Annotated in this window: 10 protein-coding genes and 4 pseudogenes; 6 read left to right on the top strand and 8 right to left on the bottom strand. The window is 55.6% G+C overall.

Annotated features, from left to right (window positions below; genetic code table 11):
- Positions 1 to 210: 210 nt before the first annotated feature.
- Positions 211 to 2196: an AAA family ATPase gene (locus tag GDI_RS19230; RefSeq protein WP_081482887.1), complete on the bottom strand. Its 1986-nt coding sequence runs from the start codon at positions 2194 to 2196 to the stop codon at positions 211 to 213.
- 224 nt (positions 2197 to 2420) lie between these two features.
- Complete coding sequence (gene recD2, locus GDI_RS13350; protein ID WP_012226982.1) at positions 2421 to 4607, bottom strand: SF1B family DNA helicase RecD2; 2187 nt, start codon at positions 4605 to 4607, stop codon at positions 2421 to 2423.
- Between the two features lie 241 nt (positions 4608 to 4848).
- Between recD2 and GDI_RS19235 the strand changes: the two genes are divergently transcribed.
- The 4 genes and pseudogenes from GDI_RS19235 (at position 4849) to GDI_RS13365 (ending at position 8375) form a co-directional block, all read left to right on the top strand.
- Positions 4849 to 5037 carry a hypothetical protein gene (locus GDI_RS19235; protein WP_081482888.1) on the top strand — a complete coding sequence of 63 codons (189 nt, stop codon included), beginning with the start codon at positions 4849 to 4851 and terminating at the stop codon, positions 5035 to 5037.
- Positions 5038 to 5050: 13 nt separating this feature from the next.
- The gene (locus tag GDI_RS13355) at positions 5051 to 6760 is read left to right on the top strand and encodes a recombinase family protein (protein ID WP_041249467.1); all 1710 of its coding nucleotides are present in this window, start codon (positions 5051 to 5053) and stop codon (positions 6758 to 6760) included.
- A 101-nt stretch (positions 6761 to 6861) separates the two neighbouring features.
- Positions 6862 to 7199, top strand: a pseudogene (locus GDI_RS13360) (transposase); the annotation flags it as partial.
- 117 nt (positions 7200 to 7316) lie between these two features.
- Complete coding sequence (locus GDI_RS13365; protein WP_012226986.1) at positions 7317 to 8375, top strand: IS481-like element ISGdi10 family transposase; 1059 nt, start codon at positions 7317 to 7319, stop codon at positions 8373 to 8375.
- A 102-nt stretch (positions 8376 to 8477) separates the two neighbouring features.
- Here GDI_RS13365 and GDI_RS13370 read toward each other — a convergent pair.
- The 4 genes and pseudogenes from GDI_RS13370 to GDI_RS13380 all read right to left on the bottom strand — a co-directional run.
- Positions 8478 to 8771: pseudogene (locus tag GDI_RS13370) on the bottom strand (DUF1348 family protein); the annotation flags it as partial.
- Between the two features lie 9 nt (positions 8772 to 8780).
- A pseudogene (locus GDI_RS20310) lies at positions 8781 to 8987 on the bottom strand (transposase); the annotation flags it as partial.
- On the bottom strand, positions 8939 to 9289 hold the full coding sequence (locus GDI_RS20640) for a DUF3223 domain-containing protein (protein WP_081482890.1): 351 nt from the start codon (positions 9287 to 9289) through the stop codon (positions 8939 to 8941). The pseudogene GDI_RS20310 and the gene GDI_RS20640, both read right to left, overlap by 49 nt.
- Positions 9290 to 9479: 190 nt before the next feature.
- Complete coding sequence (locus GDI_RS13380) at positions 9480 to 12122, bottom strand: AAA family ATPase (RefSeq protein ID WP_012226992.1); 2643 nt, start codon at positions 12120 to 12122, stop codon at positions 9480 to 9482.
- A 314-nt stretch (positions 12123 to 12436) separates the two neighbouring features.
- Here GDI_RS13380 and GDI_RS20645 point away from each other — a divergent pair, with 314 nt between their 5' ends.
- Positions 12437 to 12559 (top strand): hypothetical protein, encoded by a 123-nt coding sequence (locus GDI_RS20645; RefSeq protein WP_012226994.1) that lies wholly within the window; start codon positions 12437 to 12439, stop codon positions 12557 to 12559.
- 22 nt (positions 12560 to 12581) lie between these two features.
- On the opposite strand, the pseudogene GDI_RS13390 reads toward GDI_RS20645, so the two are convergent.
- Positions 12582 to 12840: pseudogene (locus GDI_RS13390) on the bottom strand (transposase); the annotation flags it as partial.
- A gap of 1082 nt (positions 12841 to 13922) precedes the next feature.
- Here GDI_RS13390 and GDI_RS20320 point away from each other — a divergent pair.
- Positions 13923 to 14327 carry a hypothetical protein gene (locus tag GDI_RS20320; RefSeq protein WP_041249469.1) on the top strand — a complete coding sequence of 135 codons (405 nt, stop codon included), beginning with the start codon at positions 13923 to 13925 and terminating at the stop codon, positions 14325 to 14327.
- Positions 14328 to 14732: 405 nt separating this feature from the next.
- Here the strand turns inward: GDI_RS20320 and GDI_RS19830 are convergent, their stop codons facing one another.
- Complete coding sequence (locus GDI_RS19830) at positions 14733 to 15305, bottom strand: hypothetical protein (protein ID WP_012227000.1); 573 nt, start codon at positions 15303 to 15305, stop codon at positions 14733 to 14735.
- Positions 15306 to 15741: the final 436 nt, after the last annotated feature.

Genomic DNA, 15741 nt, shown 5'->3' on the forward strand with positions numbered 1-15741 from the left:
AGCACTGTAATCATGGGGAATTGTCATTCCCAATTGCATACGCAATCCTGAGCAGACACCTCAACCTGACTTTTTCAACACAATCGGGGGGAAGCAGACCGTCCACTCCTCAAACAAAGACGTGCAGAAGCAGACTTTTCTGCACGCCCATATGATTTTTACTATCAAGAATGAAAATTTTTCATAGAGTCTTTTCGAAACATTTATTTTTTACTCTTCGTCATTAGAGTAATCGACTGAAGTGTTATATCCGTTAGTTTGAAAATCAGGAAATCTTTCGATGATAGAATCCAGCTGATATTTTAGAAGCGACGTATCAGAAGACAAAGCATGCGATAGTATTTTCCCATAGATAATGTCTTTTTTAACACCGATTTCCGCGCTTATTTTACTGCAAAAGGTATTAAATACACTTTTCCCGTCGCATTTAGAGACAAATTCATCAAAAGTAAGATTTTCGTCATAATCATCTCTTGTAGTATTTACTATATCCAATATTTCAGTAGCAATATTTTCTAAGAAATCGTTCCCTAGATAGCCAAGTATGTCATCTTTAGACATACTATTCATGCTTTTGATTTTTTCTCTGAATTTTCTATTGCCCCACAATAAATTAGACATTTCATAGTTTACATATTCTCGTGTATTATTTAGAGTATCTTTCAAAATGGAAGTAGATCTAGTTTTTTTGTAACTTTCAATTATATATGTCTTCACTTTAATCTTACTTATTCTGGACAGACCTAGTTCATTAGTTATTTTATAAATAGAAATATAAATATTATCAATATCTAATAGATAACTCTCGACCTCATGTCGATCTAGAACCACAAGTGTCAAGTTCGAAAATTCTGGATCAATAGAGCTGGCTTCAGAAAGAATTTGCCGCTTTCTATTGTCTGAGTCTACAAGGAAAACAAAATCTACATTCTTGATGTCATTTTTTATTTTCTGGATTTTTTTCCATGTAGAAATTACGCTCTCTCCTCCGCTCAAATCTTTTACTGTAATATCGTAATTTGATAGAGCATTCTCAAGAAATATGCGATCTGTTCTACCTTCAACAAACAATATTCTTTTGTCCACTTGAGATAAACCAAGTTTCCTCAGTTCAATCTCTGCATTTTTTTCTTCGATTTCTACAACATCATCTGATACAAGAAAATTTTTCCCATATGCGAAAACTTTATAGATTAGTTCTTTTGAATGAGTTGCAATTATTACATTGTGCAAATTCATTTCACTGTATAAAGAATTTATCCAATTATTGTTTATAACTTTTCCACTCTGCGCTGTATTTAGCTCAGATATTTTATCACATACACTCCCATCACAAAAATCTTTAAGTAACCGCATAAAATCCATCAATAATGTTAAATGAAAATTATTTTCTGGCTCATCAATTATAATAGTAGAAATTTTGTTTGTGAGAAAAAGTAGATTTAATATCGAAAATAATGACTTTTCTCCAGAACTAAAGTTACGTATATCATATTGTTTGGATTTCGGATCGGATCCATTTTTTCCTAAAAGGACAAACTCTCTCTCTACATGTTTCCCTGAGAAGTTTCTAATCGAAACATGAGGAATCAACTTTTCAAAAAATTTCTGCGCTACGTGAAAATAGGTCAACCTATCCGGTTTTGCAGGAAGCAAACGACCATATAAATAATCAGATATAATTTTCTTATATATTGTAGAAAATAATTTTTCTGGACACCTAACAATATCCTCTAATACATTTTTATCATCCATATTATCCAAAGAAATAGATGAGAATTCTACGCTATCGTTTTGAATGAACCTATTAGAATCTATGTATAATATAATGCCATCCGGTGTGTTGCTACCCCATGTTTCGTCAAAAAGTGTATTGTTTTCAATTGTATATTTATATTCACTGAAACTCCTAAATAATTTTATTGTTCCCTTATCACCATTATGTGCGAATTCGCAGGAGATGTATGCTGCATCGCGCGACAAAAAATCTCCAAGCTCTGTGTAGAAATCGGACAATGCATTGGATTTTATAGAAAAGAAAAGTTTCTGAATAATTGAAATGGATTTCAGTATCGTTGATTTTCCGGAGCCGTTTATCCCCGAAAACGAGAATATTTTTGTGTCATTATCAAAATTGATTGATACAACCTCTTTGAATGATTTGATGTTGAAAATTTCAAGGTTGGTTAACTTCATAACGAATTTTCTCGCAGAACAAATAGTGATCTACACATCAGGCCCTCTTATCAAACTTATTGCAATCTCGAAGGTTAGAAAATCCGTACATTTATCACTGTGTAACTACATGCTACCCAAGATCACATCGATGTCCGCTTTCAAGAATCAATTAAAGCGGCTCGTATCGTCTCAAAAGAGGCGGAAGCCGACATGGAGACACATCCGTCACCCCCGCCACTCCATCATGCAACGCTACCGGCCAGCCACTCCCTGAGCTTCGACCACCGCCGCCGCCCGCCCTGATTGCGCACAGCGATTGCCAGCGCCTTCTTCTGGCCCACGAGCACGACGAGCTTCCGTCCCCGTGTGACGCCGGTATAGAGCAGGTTCCGCGCCAGCATGGCGTAATGTTGGGTCACCAGCGGGATCACCACGGCCGGATATTCGGATCCCTGGCTCTTGTGGATCGTGGTGGCATAGGCGAGCACCAGTTCATCCAGTTCCCCAAAGCCATAAACGACTTCCCGTCCATCGAATAAGACCGTCAGTTCGCCCTCTTCCACATCGATCATGTCGATAACGCCGAGATCCCCGTTGAAGACGTCCCGGTCATAATCATTGGCGATCTGCATCACCTTATCGCCGGGACCATAGGTCCAGCCGAACCGCTCGACCTTCACCTCGCCCGGCGGATTCAACGCCTGCTGCAATTCGATATTCAGCGATCGCGCCCCAAGGCCGCCCCGGTTCATCGGGCACAGCACCTGCACGTCGCGAACCGTGTCCAGCCCGAACCGCGCCGGGATGCGGTCCTTCACCACGGCCAGCAACTTGCGCAGCCCAGCCTCGGGCTCGGCCGCCTCCACGAAATAGAAATCCGATCCCTCTTCCGCGCTCAGATCCGGCATCTTCCCTTCGTTGATCCGGTGCGCATTGGTGATAATCCGGCTCTGCGCCGCCTGGCGGAACACCTCGGTCAGCCGCACCACCGGCACGGCATCTGAACCGATGATATCCGCCAGCACCTGCCCCGGTCCGACCGACGGCAACTGGTCCACGTCCCCCACGATCAGCAGCGCCGCACTGTCGGGCAACGCGCGCAGCAGGGAGCGCATCAGCAGCACGTCCACCATGCTGGCCTCGTCCACGACCAGCAGATCGCAGGTCAGCGGGTTGGTGTCGTCCCGTTTGAAACTGCCATTCGCCGGATCCGTCTCCAGCAGTCGATGGATGGTCTTGCCTTCCAGTCCGGTGCTTTCCGACAGGCGCTTCGCCGCGCGGCCCGTCGGCGCACAAAGCTGCACGTCCGTGCCCTTGGCGGTCACGATCTTGAGGATGGCGTTGACCAGCGTGGTCTTGCCGACACCGGGCCCCCCCGTGATCACCAGCACCTTGCTGCGCAGGGCAAGGCGCACCGCCTCCTGCTGGCTGGGCGCGAGCGCAAGCCCAGTCTTGCCTTCGACCCAGGTCATGGCTTTTGCAGCGTCGATCTCGGGCCAGGGCGGTCGACCCACGGCACAGGCACGCAATCGCTCCGCAATGCTCCGCTCCGCGCGATAGAGACCAGCCAGGAAAATGCAGTCCGTATCGCCCACGCTGTCGGCGACCACGTCCCCTGCTTCCAGTTCCAGCGCGAGCGCCGTCTCGATCAGGGGTGCCGCGACCTCCAGCAGTTCGGCGGTGCTGGTCAGCAGCTCCCCGACCGGCAGACCGCAATGCCCCTCTTCCATCGCCTCGCCAAGGGCATAGGAAATCCCGGCCCGTACCCGGATCATGGCGTCGGGCGCGATCCCCATCTTCCGGGCGATCTGGTCAGCGGTCTTGAACCCGATACCCCGAATGTCCTTCGCCAGCCGGTAGGGGTTCTCACTGATCAGTTGGACCGCGTCCTGTCCGTAGGTCTTGAAGATCCGCACCGCCCGCGAGGTGCCGACACCATTGCTGTGCAGGAACAGCATGATCTCGCGGATCACCTTCTGGTCCGCCCAGCCACCGACAATCCGTTCGGCACGCTTGGGGCCGATACCCGTCACCTCCCGCAGGCGGTGCGGTTCCTGTTCGATCAGGTCGAACACCGCCTCGCCGAACGCTTTCACCAGTTTCTTGGCGTAGACCGGACCGATGCCCCGGATCATGCCTGAGCCCAGATAGCGCTCGATGCCCTCGACCGTGGTCGGCGGGCTGGCCTTTAAAAACTCGGCCTTGAACTGGAGGCCGTGGGTGTGGTCGTTGAACCAGCGCCCCGACATCTGCACGAACTCGCCTGCCGAGATCATGGCGGCATGGCCGACGACGGTGACCAGATCGCGCTGTCCCCGCACCTTCACCCGCAGAACGCAGAAGCCGTTCTCGGCATTATGGAACGTCACCCGCTCGACCAGTCCCGCCAGCGCTTCCGTGGGCGAAGAGTCGATGGCACGTCCGCTCATCCGGCCTGCCGGAGGAGCGGCACTCCCGTATCGTTCATGACTCGCCCTCCCCTTCCGTGACGCCGCCGTAAGCCAGTATTTGTACGACGCGCCTGTAGCCGGGACTACCCATAACTACGATTCCGCACTCTCGGGCACGCGCGGGCACGATCTCCCGCATTGCGTATTTCCATTGAAATAACAGTCATCTGTCCGGATCGTGTGTCTGTTTTCCTTGCCATGCGCGCGGAAGAGAGCAACGATGACGGACAGACCCAGCCAGTCCATTGCCCCGGCGTATCGGCCGCCCGAGCCCGAGTTGCGACTCGTCCTGCGACCCAACGCCCCCGACCCGCGCCTGATAGCGCTGGTCCGCCTCATAGCGCGCCGTGCGGCACGGGACTGGTTCCGGTCGCAGCAACAGGAGCAGCGTCGCCGCTCCGGACCGTAAGGGATGCCTCGCCATGAAGGTCGCGCTCTACGCCCGCTATTCGTCCGACAACCAGCGCGACGCCTCGATCGCCGACCAGCTTCGGGTCTGCCGCACCCACGCGGAAAAACAGGGCTGGACCGTCGTCGAGGAATATACTGATCACGCCATCTCGGGCGCGTCTTTAATGCGACCCGGCATCCAAGCGCTGATCGCGGACGCACAGCGCGGACGGTTCAAGATCGTGCTGGCCGAGGCCATGGATCGGCTCTCCCGCGACCAGGAGGACATCGCCGGCGTCTTCAAGCGCATGAATTATGCCGGTGTGCGGATCGTCACCCTCTCCGAGGGCGAGGTGTCGCATCTGCATGTTGGCCTCAAGGGCACGATGAATGCCCTCTTCCTGAAAGACCTCGCCGAGAAGACCCATCGTGGCCTGCGCGGGCGGGTGGAACAGGGCAAGTCCGGCGGCGGCAACGCCTACGGCTATGATGTTGTGCGCAGGCTCGACGCCAATGGGGAGCCGATCCGTGGCGACCGGACCGTCAACGTGGTGGAAGCCGACGTGGTCCGTCGCATTTTCCGCGACTTCGCGGCTGGACTGGGACCGCGCGCCATCGCCTTCCGTCTCAATGACGAGGGTATCCCGGCACCAGGCAGTGGTGCGTGGGGCTTCTCGACCATCAATGGCAACCGGGCGCGCGGCACCGGCATCCTCAATAACGAGATGTACGTGGGCAGGCTGGTCTGGAACCGCCAACGCTTCATCAAGGATCCCGACACCGGCAAGCGCCAGGCCCGCCCCAACCCGGACACCGAATGGGTCATCCAGGAGGTGCCGGAGTTGAGGATCGTCGATCAGGAGTTGTGGGACGCGGTCAAGGCGCGGCAGGCCAGCGTCAGCGCCAGCCGGGACACGCGCGACACGTCATCGCCCGATCATTTCCGAGAGAAGCGCCGCCCCCGCTATCTCTTCTCCGGCCTGAGCAAATGCGGCTGCTGCGGTGGCGGCTATTCCATGATCTCCGGCACCCTGCTGGGCTGCTCGACGGCGCGCAACAAGGGCACCTGCGACAACCGGACCAATATGCGGCGCGAAGAACTGGAGCGCCGCGTCCTCGACGCCCTGCGTCACCACCTGATGGATCCGGCCCTGTTCGCCGAATTCTGTACTGCCTTCACCACGGAGATGAACCGGCTGCGCATGGAAGCCTCCACCGACATCGGCGCGGCTGAATCAGAACTGAAGCGGGTGGAACGCGACATTCAGCGCCTGATGGATCTCTACCTCTCGGAAGCAATCTCGATCGAGACGGTCAAGGAGCGCGGATCCAAGCTCGAAGCCCGCAAGGCGGAACTGACCGACTTCCTCGCGACCGCCGAGGCACCCCCGCCCCTGCTCCATCCGCAGATGGCGGAGTTCTACCACCGGCAGCTCGCGCGCCTGCACGACATGCTGCATTCCGAGCTGGACGAAAAGCGCCAGGAGGCGGCCGAAGTGATCCGCTCGCTGATCGAAGCAATCATCCTCACGCCGTCCGACAAGGGCCTCCAGATTGATGTCCGGGGCGATCTGGCCGGCATCCTGACGATGGCGTCAGGCAGCGGACAAACGAAAACCCCAGCCCGTTTCGGGGCTGGGGTTCGTGATGCGTTCGCATCGCAAGTTCAGATGGTTGCGGGGGCAGGATACCAACGATTCTTGCGTTTGATAGATCGCCGTGTTCCCCGTTTGGCTGCGTAGCTAAACTGTAGAAGTCTCGACTAAATCTGACGGATGGTGTCTGCTGAAGCTCAACCAGTGCTGCGGCGGGGGCGGAGTGGGCGGGCGATTGGCGTGTTCGGGCCTATGTCTCTGACAGGGGCATGCTTTTCTCGACCGGGCTTTGTATCTGCCGAAAGCCTGGACTGAAAAGCCTGAGCGGTTGGCGGCGGCCCATGTGCCGGGCGATGTCACGTTTGCCAGCAAACCGTCCCTGGCCACCGCGATGATCGGCCGGGCGCTTGCGGCCGATGTGCCGTTCCGGTGGGTGGCTGGCGACAGCGTCTATGGCGTCAGTGAACTGGAAATGGCTTTGCGCCGCGCAGGCAAAGGCTTCGTCCTTGGCGTCAACGCCAATCACTGGTTCCATTCCTGGCGTCCGGACATCCACTGGTCCGGCGAGGCGCGCGAAATCATCAAGTGTAGAAGTCTCGACTAAATCTGACGGATGGTGTCTGCTGAAGCTCAACCAGTGCTGCGGCGGGGGCGGAGTGGCCGGGCGACGCAGCCCCCGCCGCAGCCATCGGAGGATATCCTCATGACCCGTGACCAGAAGATCATCCGCGCCAAAGTTGGCCTGCTGGAACTATCGAAGCAACTGGGCAACGTCTCCCAGGCCTGCAAGATGATGGGGTATTCGCGCGACAGCTTCTACCGCTTCAAGGAGCTCTACGACAAAGGCGGCGAAATCGCGCTCCAGGAACTCTCCCGCCGCAAACCCTTGCTGAAAAACCGCGTCGAGCCGGCGGTTGAGCAAGCAGTGGTCGCGATCGCCATCGAACAACCGGCCTGGGGCCAGGCCCGCGTGGCCAACGAACTGCTCAAGCGCGGCGTCACCGTCTCTCCTTTCGGGGTGCGCAGCATCTGGCTGCGCCACGACCTCGCTACCATGAAGCTCCGCCTCAAGGCGCTCGAAGCCAAGATGGCCCAGGAACGGCTGATCCTCACCGAAAGCCAGCTTGCGGCCCTGGAGAAGGCCAAGGCCGACAAGGAGGCCTGGGGCGAGTTCGAGACCGAATGTCCCGGCTATTGCGGCGCCCAGGATACCTTCTATGTCGGCACCCTGAAGGGCGTCGGTCGCGTCTACCAGCAGACCTTCGTCGATACCTACAGCAAGGTCGGCTTCGCCAAGCTCTATGACCGCAAGACCCCGGTTACCGCTGCCGACCTGCTCAACGACCGCGTCATCCCCTTCTTCGAGCTGCACGATCTCCCGCTCCAGCGCGTGCTGACCGACCGGGGCACCGAATTCTGCGGCTCTCATGACCGCCATGAATACGAACTCTATCTGGCGGTGGAGAACATCGACCATACCCGCACCAAGGCGCGCAGCCCGCAGACCAACGGCATCGTCGAGCGCTTCCACAAGACCATGCTCGACGAGTTCTATCGTGTCACTTTTCGCCGCAAGATCTACGACAGCATCCACGAACTCCAGGCAGACCTCGACGAATGGATGGATGACTTCAACCGCAATCGCACCCACCAGGGACGATACTGCTTCGGCAAAACCCCGATGCAAACCTTCCTTGACGCAGCCCACCACGCCCGCGAAAAAGATATCGGGCGCCACGTCGAACACCACATGAACGCGTAGCATCCACGCCGGCCACTTCAAGCCGTCCGTCAGATTAAGTGCAAACTTCTACAGCTAAACGGCTGAAAAATGGAAAACTTTTCCCTTCCTCCGCATGGCCCGTCACAGCCCCAGATCCGAAAGGCCCGAATGCGCGTCCGGTCGCCCGCCCTGCCGCCAACGGAACACCCAAGCACCGGCATCGATCAACAGGTCATTGATCGAGGCGATGCGACGTCGCATCAGGCCACTCTGGTCGAACTCCCGACCCTCGTTGCCGTACGACCGGAACCACTGGCCCTGCTCGTCGTGCCACTCATAAGTAAAATGCACCGCAATCCGGTTCTCCCGGGCCGCCCCGACCTCCTTGATCAACCGATACTCGCGCTCACGTGCCCATTTGCGAGTCAGAAAGGCGCCCTGCCCCTCGGCGGGATCGTCCCGGTTGGCTGACGTGAGGTGCAGGGCCAGCAGATGGCCAAACGTTTCCACGTCCATATGCAGTTTCGAGCTCGTTTTGCGTTTGGCCCCATCATATCCGGCGCGCGATCCGCTCTCCGGCGTCGAACGCACGGCTCGGCTGTCTAGGACAGCCGCCGTAGGTTGCGCCTTGCGCCGGAGGCCATGCACAGCATAGGCCGCAGGTCTGACGCCAATGCTTCGAGGCGGCCTCCGCTAAGTTCGCACGGCACTAGCCCAGTGGTGTCGGCATACGTGGCAAAGAAGCGCCGCTTCGCAGCTTTCAGCTCTTGGTCCACAGACACCCTGCAAGCATCAGAGAATTCCTGAGCTTGAGGTTTGAGAATGCCGCGAATCGCCCACGGGAAGCTAAAGTCGGTCTCGGTTCCATTGACGCGGTGCACCCAAAAGCTGCGTGTCGGTCCACCTGAGCCATGATGGGTGCGAACTTCAGAGAAATCGACACCGCCGCCGATCTTGAGTCTCCTTCGCCATGCGCCGCGTCGTAGCGCTCAAGCAGCGAGAGATGATCTGCATGGTCCTGTTCTGCATCAATTGGAACTTTGTCGGCATACCGGTTACGAATTTGGCAAAAATACTTAGTTGCACCCTTTTGTGAAGACCAATCTCGTCCATTCGAGAGTGAAACTCCTTTCGCCATCGCGTTCACCCCTTGAGCTTCATTTGCGGCCGCGCTGCTTCGGCCGTCTGGCTTTCTGTCTTCAAGTCCTTGACCAGATTCTCGGCGAACGCGATGTCTGCCAAGAATTCGCATGGCTGAGGAACGGCAACCGTCTCAGAAGCCGGATTGTCATGGCTGTGCGTGTTGGCCCTGGTCATTCCCTCATGGAAGCGGATGGCCAAAGGGTGCGAGAGATGCACCATACGGAGTTTCTGCGTTTGCACGATATCGACACCGCGCTGGACGATCTCGCAGAAGATAATCTCCTCGACAATTCGCTCGTAGGTATCGCGCAGCCGACCATAGAGGTTCTTGACGGCCATTTCATAGGCTGCGGGACTCGACTGATGTAACTTCGGGAGCGGCGCAAATGCGTCTTTGATCCGGCCAATCCGCTTGTTCACCTTGGCCCCCTTCCAACTAACACCACCTGCATCGATCTGACCGGCGGCCTTTTTGTCGCTGAAAAGCGCGGTTGTAACGGGTTCGATGCCGAGCCTATCGGCCTCACGGCACATTTCGTTAAAGAAGATGATGTCGTGGGTGAAGACGATGACCTGGCGATGCATGCTCTCTTCGGCGAGACGCTGCGCTACGAGCATGCAGCGTTCGCGATCCAGCGAGGACACGGGGTCGTCCACGACGATGGCAGCCGAGCCTTCGGTTAGCGCTACCTCGGTGAGGAAACCTGCCAGACCAAGCGCCCGTTGTTCGCCCTCACTCAGAATCTCCGATGTCACCTTCGTTAGCTTGGTTTGAGGGTTGACATCAAAGGCCGCTTTGGTCTGGCCGCTCTTACGGGTGAGACCAACCTTGAGATGGTTGATTTCGAGACGGTCGCGTTCTGCGGCGAAGCGCTCGACAACCGCCGCGGTGAGATGCGTATCTACGAGCTCGTTCGCTCGTTTGGTGATCCCAGTCGTCTGTACCTCGGCGAGCGCGGCCGCATAGGCGGCGTCCGAAATTAGGAGGGTTCGGCGCTTGAGCAGCTTAATACGGTGGGTCGACAGGATTTTTCGATCCTCAAGCTCGGCTTTTTCCTGCGCAAGCTTGGCCCGCTCTTCACTGTCGGCCGCCTTGGTTAGGGCCTCTTTCTCACCGGTGAGCCTAGAGGTCAACACGCCCAACGCTGCTGCAATCGGGATGACGAGTCCCGGCGGCGGCGGCGCTTCCTCGCCCGCAAGACGCGCAATCGCTATTGATCGGCGCGCGGCAAGCGCCTTACCGAACCCAACTAGGTCGTCTGCCAACCGGGCATCGCGCTGGCGGACCTGCTCGATCCGGTCGGCAAAGTCGGCCGCATGGAAGAGCTTGAATGCCGGAAGACCGCTTTGTCCCTCCGATACCGCCTTCTCGGCCGCGGTCGCGGCAGCACCGAGCGTGTCGTCCATATAGGCCTGAAAGCGTGTCATTCGTTCAGCGGAAGCAGGTCCGAGCGGCTGCTGACACAGCACACAGGATGCTGGCGCACCATCGACCGCGATCACCGGGAAGTCTGTTTCCTTGTATACCTCCGCGACCGAGAAATCGCGCGCGGCTTTCCACATCGCGCGCCACGTCGCGCTTCCGATTCCAGGAAGGGGTTCGTCCGTGAAGAGCGTGGCTGCGGCAAGCGCGGCGGCTTCGCGTGCTGCCACAGCGGTCGACTTGAGCGCCGCCCACTCCTCCAGCTTTTCGTCGCTGAAGGAGGCGAGAGCGGTCTTTGCTTCCTGAAGCAGCGAAGCGGACCAAGCGGCGAGCGCAGAGACATCCGCAACCGCCACTGCGCCGGCCGCCAAGGTGCGTGTGACCTCGGTGAGCCGAGACTCATCGTCTGCGGAGAAGTCGGACGCCTTCTCGATTGCCTCGACGGTCGTCGCCTTCGTGATACAGCGGGCAAATTTTTGAGCAGCGGTATCGCGGACAGGGTTGAACACGACGTTGGTAAGCGCGACCTTGTCGCCTACAACCTTCGCACGTTCACGCTCCAACTCTTCTTTCAGTGTAAGTGCGACGGCGTTGAGACGGTGCGGGAGCGCGAGTCCGAAAGGCAGGAACCGAATCTGGTTGCCGCCATCAACGTAAAGCTGCGCGGACGCACTATCGAAGACAGAGATATGCATCAACGCCGGATCGGCAATCATGCCGGGCGTCCAGGTAACCGTCGTCTCAACACCGTTGACGTCGACGAGAATGTCGGCGGACTGGGGCCCCGGCGCATCGCCATAAACATCAGCCAGTACCCGCAGCTTCGCGGCGTTCTCGATCCGAGTGCGACAAGCTGTGCGCAGGATTCGCACGAATCCGCTCTTTCCGCTGCCATTGCGGCCGTAAATGACGCTCAGATTATTGGGACAAAAGGTTAGGCCTGCTTTGGGAATTAGCCGATTGATATTCTCAACGTTTGCGACCCCTTTGAGGGCGATCGAGTGCTTGGAGGCGCTGCGAAAGTGAGCCTTCTCAAAGGGGACTGGTGCGGGTTGTCCCGCGCCGGTGGGGAGGCCGACAGCCGCCTTCACCATTCCCAGCAATTCACTTAAGTCATCCGCGACGAGATCATCGGTGAGCGCTAAACGTCTCAAGCAGTCACGTCGCCAAGGCGACAATTTCGTAGACCAGTTCGTGATATCATCAATTGGTTCGCTCATCGCCCCCCCCCGCCCCGTCAAACCACATTAAGACTTTGAGTGCCTTACTCGGATTAGCCGATTTTTTAGCTATAGCAGTATGCCAGCCAAATGGCCGCTTTTACTAGTCGCTTTGACAGGTGGAATGATCCCAGCCAGGCGCATAGCTGCCAGTATATAATGCGCGCAGGGCAGACCCGCAGGAACCGCGACTCCCGTCAGATGCGCGGGCAGCGCTCCATATGGGGCGGTCGTGCCGATGTGCGCAGGCCCTGTACACAGCCACTCTCACGGCTGTTCGCCATAATCCCGCGCTCAAGGCCTGCTACGACCGCTTGCTCGCCGCAGGCAAGCGCAAGAAGGTGGCCTTCGTGGCGCGCATGCGCAAGCTGCTGACGATGATCAACGCCATCGCCAAACATCGCGCGACCTGGGATTCCTCTGGGCATACTGCTTGATTTCCAAGACGGTTGCTCAAAGCTTATTTGACAGCACGTCCTGCAGCATCGCCTTGTCGCGCGACAGCTCCGCCACGATCCGTTTCAGCTTCGCGTTCTCGTCCTCGAGTTGCCGCAGCCGTTTCATCTCGGACGGCATCAGGCCGGCATATTTCTTCCGCCAGTTGTAGAACATCGCATCCAAAATGCCTGCCTTCGGGCAGATCTCGGCGACGGGCCTCCCCTTCCGCCCGCTTCAGAACAAGCGCGATCTGCACCTCGGCGAACTTCGATGCTTTCATGAAACTCTCATCATCCCGATTACGGGATCATACGTGGAAAATTCCAACTCAAAATGGTTGTATCTTCGGGGAGCACGTCAAGATCAGGCCGAACTAACGCGGCCCGTGGATAGAGTTGACGACGAGTTCAGGAACGCGCTTTCCGCCGAGGCTCAGGCGCGGTCACTTCCCGACTATTGACACTCCAAGAACGACTGCGACCCGCATCACCGGCTGGCCGCGACGCGTAGTTCGGAAGGGCGAGCGTCTTACGGCCGAGAACCGGGCCTCGTCGGCCAATCTCGGCGAGGCGCCCGCCTTCGTCGACGACCAGAAGCGCATTCTTGTCTTCTCGGCCACCGGCGGCAGAGAGCGAAGCTATCTCGCGAGGCGCGGCAAACAATGGTGGACGCCTCATGACTTCCGACATAGATTTGATTTGTTCCATTATTTTTTCAGGATAGAGAGCCGCCTTGCCCGATTTGGCCCAAAAAGTGGAGACTGGTGAGATTTTTGACGCGAGGACGCTTGCTCTAAGCGAGGAGGAAGTTCCGGGACCATGGCAATGTCCAGGATGTCACGTTGAGATGTTCCCCGTCGCATGCGGAAAAGAAGGTAAATTCAAAGTCTCGCCGTATTTTCGCGCGGAAAGCGCCCACGAATTGGATTGCGCGTATGACGGAATGCGCGTCATTTCAAAAAGAGGGCGCATTCGACCTGTAAGAGGACGAATTGGCGTACCGGAGGCTATACCATCCATTTTGCGACTTGCGTCGCGTCGCCCCCAAGTGCCAAGTTCTGCGGAACAGGAATTCGAAGAGACCGACAGCGCTTCGAATAGCAATCGACACAATTCAGATGCGCTGTACACGAGGCAGTCGCACGCATCGACGGCATCGTCTTTGCATCGTGTCGCGGAAGTCTTCTGTGGCTACCCCGACGAAAGAGATCACGGCCTCTCCATTCGAGACTGCGAAGGACATTCCTATAGAACCTGCTTTCAAAGACTTGGTCATTCAAATGGATATAAGGCCTTTCCTCAGAAAGTACTCTATTGCCCGATAAGTTTCCGGAGGAATGACACGAATGAGCATTCGGACCTGATGGAAATTGCTCTGAACGCCGCCGTATGGCCCGAATGGGACGAAAGTCTTAACGACGACGATAAGAAAAAGCGGACAGTGATCGAACCATACAAGATCGTTCTTCCAATCCAGAACTGGTCCCGTCGCACTCGCGTGGCATTTATCGACATATTCGAAGCAATGCGGCAAGAGCAGAAAAAGATAGTCGATGACGAGAAGACTCAAGGGTGGAATGTATATGCTTTCTTTTTAGCGAGGCAGGTAAGAAATGACCTTTCCAAATTTGAGGTATTGGATCACCGACTTGTCACGTTCTTGGTCGTAAAGGACGACGATTTACCAGTGATCGCCATTCGTCCTCAAGCGAAGACTTCGCGCCCCGGATTGAAAAGGAAGCCGTTTCTCCGCCTCCCTAGGCGTTAAGCTCATACGTGCATCGAAACTTTCATTGTGCCATAAGTGACGTAGTGCAGCAGCTTATTTCCGGAGGCGCGATGTGAGAGAAGCGGCGCAGCGCATTCGGAAGTTCTGGGCACAGTCAGTGTCCCGCACACCAATGTGGTGAGGCCGATACTCGACGTGTCCGAGATGATCGGCTAGTCGGCCGGTCCGGTCATCTGCTGGTCAGTCATGATTTGCTCGCTATGCAGACGGTAGCAGGTCACTTCGTCCTCCCGCTGCATGGCGATCGGGGAACCGCCCGGTCACATGCGATCAACGGTACTATACCGGTGTCGTAGATTAGCCCGTCGCATCGCTCCAGATGCCGCAGTCGCCCGCTTCAGTCGGACCGGCGCAGCGGCCAGGTCGCCCTGTCGTCATTCATCTTTAATCGCGAGACTCAGAGGCAACCAGAGGTGACCGGGGTCGGGGCGGGAGAAGTTTCGAAAATGATACTCCAATTTTCATAGCTATACTCGTTAACAAAACCGAGACACCAATGGAAAAATATATTGTGCTGGTACGGGCAATAGCACCCAACTGAGCGTCAATATGCATTGACGCGGGGTCCAGGGCGGCATGAACTACATACAACGCGCCGAGGAACGTCCATATATTTCCGACAATATCAACAATTTCCGCTATTTTAATAGATGGGCGCTCCACTCGGTGCATAAAGAAAGCGATTATCGCAAGCAGGGATGGTGCGATTGCAATTGCCACCACGGGATTGGTATAGTAAAGATTCTGCTCATCCCATCTAATTACAAGAACAAGAAAAGGAATTATAATAGGCAATATTACCATTGCTGCTATTATAATTGCACCGAGAGAGGCGTCTCGACTAAGTCGCCGCCTTCCCGCTGCTATCGCTCTTGAAATATCATCCTCCAAGTTCGCGGCGTCCGGAGTGTCCTGTGACACGGCACGAACTTCGAGGGTCGGCTCATTGACAGGCATCGTTCTTCTCTTCTTGCATGACGAGGGAGTTATTATAAATCAGATTAGCCTACGCTAAGATGTAGAAGGTCGTTACTGCCGGGATAACGTGACGCATAGCTGATTCTGAGCTGCCCGCATGCCCGACTCGCCAGACCGTTGAACCACTCCTCTGCCCGGATTCGTGTCCCGTCACAAAAGTTTATGTATCCAAACAGTTTACTAAAATCATGACGATCGACCAATATACCGCCCCCTTGTTCTTGTAAAGACGATGAAATTCGTTCCAAGACGACATTGCGATGGCTGACGGAGTGCAAAAAAATATCGAGCGTAGTCGCCACGAAATCTCTCCAATAATGCAAAACTCAGTGTTATGGCGCATTGGTGGATCGCCAATTCAACCCTTTCTAGTTCGCGTGGGCCGGTGAGGTGACCCAGGATCGGCTTCCTGTCG

It is taken from the genome of Gluconacetobacter diazotrophicus PA1 5, assembly GCF_000067045.1.
GTDB classification, from domain to species: domain Bacteria; phylum Pseudomonadota; class Alphaproteobacteria; order Acetobacterales; family Acetobacteraceae; genus Gluconacetobacter; species Gluconacetobacter diazotrophicus.

Coding starts and splice junctions, on each gene's coding strand:
- GDI_RS19230 (WP_081482887.1), bottom strand. CDS start 2,196: ATGAAGTTAACCAACCTTGAAATTTTCAACATCAAATCATTCAAAGAG.
- recD2 (WP_012226982.1), bottom strand. CDS start 4,607: ATGAGCGGACGTGCCATCGACTCTTCGCCCACGGAAGCGCTGGCGGGA.
- GDI_RS19235 (WP_081482888.1), top strand. CDS start 4,849: ATGACGGACAGACCCAGCCAGTCCATTGCCCCGGCGTATCGGCCGCCC.
- GDI_RS13355 (WP_041249467.1), top strand. CDS start 5,051: ATGAAGGTCGCGCTCTACGCCCGCTATTCGTCCGACAACCAGCGCGAC.
- GDI_RS13365 (WP_012226986.1), top strand. CDS start 7,317: ATGACCCGTGACCAGAAGATCATCCGCGCCAAAGTTGGCCTGCTGGAA.
- GDI_RS13380 (WP_012226992.1), bottom strand. CDS start 12,122: ATGAGCGAACCAATTGATGATATCACGAACTGGTCTACGAAATTGTCG.
- GDI_RS20320 (WP_041249469.1), top strand. CDS start 13,923: ATGGAAATTGCTCTGAACGCCGCCGTATGGCCCGAATGGGACGAAAGT.
- GDI_RS19830 (WP_012227000.1), bottom strand. CDS start 15,305: ATGCCTGTCAATGAGCCGACCCTCGAAGTTCGTGCCGTGTCACAGGAC.